Source organism: Pedobacter sp. UBA5917, from assembly GCF_002432345.1.
Taxonomy (GTDB): domain Bacteria; phylum Bacteroidota; class Bacteroidia; order Sphingobacteriales; family Sphingobacteriaceae; genus Pedobacter.
In genome coordinates this window covers 1-2,645 of sequence record NZ_DJDT01000354.1, presented here as the reverse complement: position 1 = coordinate 2,645, position 2,645 = coordinate 1, and the positions used below count along the sequence as shown (strand labels likewise).

The window sequence follows — 2,645 nt, the reverse complement described above, 5'->3', positions numbered from 1 at the left end:
AATGCTTTTTATTGGCATTGACTTACCGGGCGACCAGGTAGACAGGGTTTTCCATTTATGCCGTACCGATCCGGTTAAAACAGTATCGGAGCAGTTGTTGATGAAATCTTCGTAATAGGGCTTTAAGGTTTGGGTTTTTTTCCAGCTGTTGTTACCAAATTGGTTTTCAAAAGCGTCAGCCAGCGAACTGTAAAGCGGAAAACGCCTGAAGTGATTTAACGAAAGAACATAATCTCCGAGAAAAAAATCATGACTTCCACCGTTAAACTGTCCGTCCCTACTCCGTAAATAAAAATGAGAAACATTGATAAAACTGGTGTACCATCTCTCATCGTTGTAGTCGATCATTAATACAGGGAGCGTATCAATAGCCTTAAAAAAATGTTCAGGAAAACCTTCAAAAATTCCATTGGCAGCCGGACTGCTTTTATACCTGGTTTTGGAAAGGAAATCGAGGCGTTCGTTTCCCTGAAGAAAGGCAAACCTTAACTGGTAATAATTTTCTGCAATTGATGAAAGCTGATTGCTGTATTTTTTATTCAGCTTATTAAAAGTGGCTCTATCCGCATTCTGTTCCTGCATAAAGGTTTCGGCAGCATACGATAGTGGATTGTAAGGGATTTCGGCCGTCTTTTTCTGAAGATTAGCTTTAGCCAGATCAAGAGCAAATTCGGCCATTTTTGCTGCTTTTCCTGAAAACTGGAGCGCTAATTCGGGCCGAAGTGCATCGCCTGTAATCATAAGTGTATCGCCAGGCCTGAAAAAAAGGGGAACATCAACTATACGCTTAAATAGCATCACATCAGCATTTTTCAGATCACTTTTATTCGGTTTTGCCTGATTTTTTTCTAATGGATAATAACTTAGACGGGCGCCGGTTCCTTCAGAAAGGAAAGCAGCAACACTGAAATTTCCATCAGCTGAAATCCTGAAGGGCTTATTTACACCCGGAAGATAAAAATCTAAGTTATGGGCGAGCTCGGCAGTCATGTTTTTGATATGCCCCACCACAAGTACATTAGGTTTCAGCACAAAAGAAGCAGCCGACAATACAAAACTAAACCCCGAATTCCGGTAAAGCATCCCGTTGTACCATTGCTGTTCGTGGTTTGCAATGGCTTTCATAATGATGCCTGAAATGGCTGCTGCGGTTTCTTCAGCTATCGGCTCAAGTTCTACAGAGGTGCCGCCATAAGAATTGCGCGTTCCGATTTCGTAAAGATTGATCCTCGGGAATTCAGCCTCCGGTTTCATCGAAAGAATTTTGCCCGCGGCATCAACTTTTGAATTGAAAACAGGCTTTTGAACGGGTTTTTCTATTCCCTGCTTATAAGGCGGGTAATAAGAGTCGTAACCAAGCGCAACCGTACCCGGTTGAGAGAGTATGATCCTGGTCCGTTCAAATATTAAAGCATATTCGCGGTTGCCGGCGGCGTCGGTTTTTTTGAGTTGGTACCGGATATTGTAGCGGTAGCTTTCATGATTTGGATTTCGGGCAGTGTCTGCAACGAGCATCTCAAACCAGTCGCCGGGTTTCATTTTCTGGAATGGCCCCTGCTGTTGGGCAAAAATTTTTCCTGGGAGTGCGAGGAGCAGCAATAAGAGCAGTTTGACAATGTTTTTATGTTTCATAATTCTTGGATTTGAAACAAATAGAAACATAAGGCTCCTATTAAAAGTAGTTGGCCGAGTATATGGCAGTTCTGATTTATTATTCTGCAAGATTTCATTTTTTCCGGTTACAAAACGGGCAAAACGCCCGGAGATTGGCCGAAGTATCGGTGTATTGTTCCCTACCTTCAAAATTAGTATAAATATGGCAGCACAACAATGTTAAAGCCCGCCTAAAGATGGACTTTTTGTCTTTGAGAAACCTAGTTTGTCCAATTATTTCATTTCCTCCTCTATTGATCTTAAATTTGAATGAATACAATCCTCAAATATGCCACCATTTAATATGCTGCACCAAGAATTTGAAGTTCCCGAAGCACTTCAGCATTGCATCAAATGTTTTTGGTACAACAAAAGGATATCGGGAAATGAGCCCTCAGGTTACGAGGTGATCCCTGATGGTTATGCCGAGATTATCTTTTACTTTGGGAAAATTTCGATAGCGCAGGATGATGAACTTAAAGCCATCCCCTCCCCTTTTTTGATGGGTCTGTTGAATCAACCGGTTCATTTTTACACGGAGGGGCAACTGGAAATTATCGGCATCAGGTGTTTTCCCTGGATGGTAGCCGATCTGCTTGGTTTACCCACTGGTAAATCGGGCGTACAGTTTTTCGAACATCCTATGGCACAGCTCCAGGATAATTTAAACAGATTGATTAATAAAGGCCAAATAGAACAGGCGATTGCAACAGTACAGCAATATTTTTTGGATACACAAGCTGGCCTGGCCACCAATAGTATGTTACATAAAGCAGGTATTGCCATGCAGGCAGCCAAGGGCAATCTTACGGTAAGTGGGGTTGCCGAAGCGGCCCATGCCACCGTACGCACACTCGAAAGGAATTTCAAACAATCTTCAGGACATACGGTTAAGGATGTATCAGCTTTAATGCGTTTCGAGCAGGTGCGTAACCGTTTGTGGCTTGAGCCAAATGTAAGTCTCAGCAGTTTAGCCTACGAAATGGGGTATA

General features: G+C 42.6%; 2 protein-coding genes. One reads left to right on the top strand and one right to left on the bottom strand.

What is annotated here, in order from left to right:
• Positions 1 to 1,632: hypothetical protein (locus B2V92_RS24750; RefSeq protein WP_293313144.1), on the bottom strand; the 1,632-nt coding region annotated here is incomplete at its 3' end.
• 310 nt (positions 1,633 to 1,942) lie between these two features.
• Between B2V92_RS24750 and B2V92_RS24745 the strand changes: the two genes are divergently transcribed.
• Positions 1,943 to 2,645: helix-turn-helix domain-containing protein (locus tag B2V92_RS24745; protein WP_293313142.1), on the top strand; the 703-nt coding region annotated here is incomplete at its 3' end.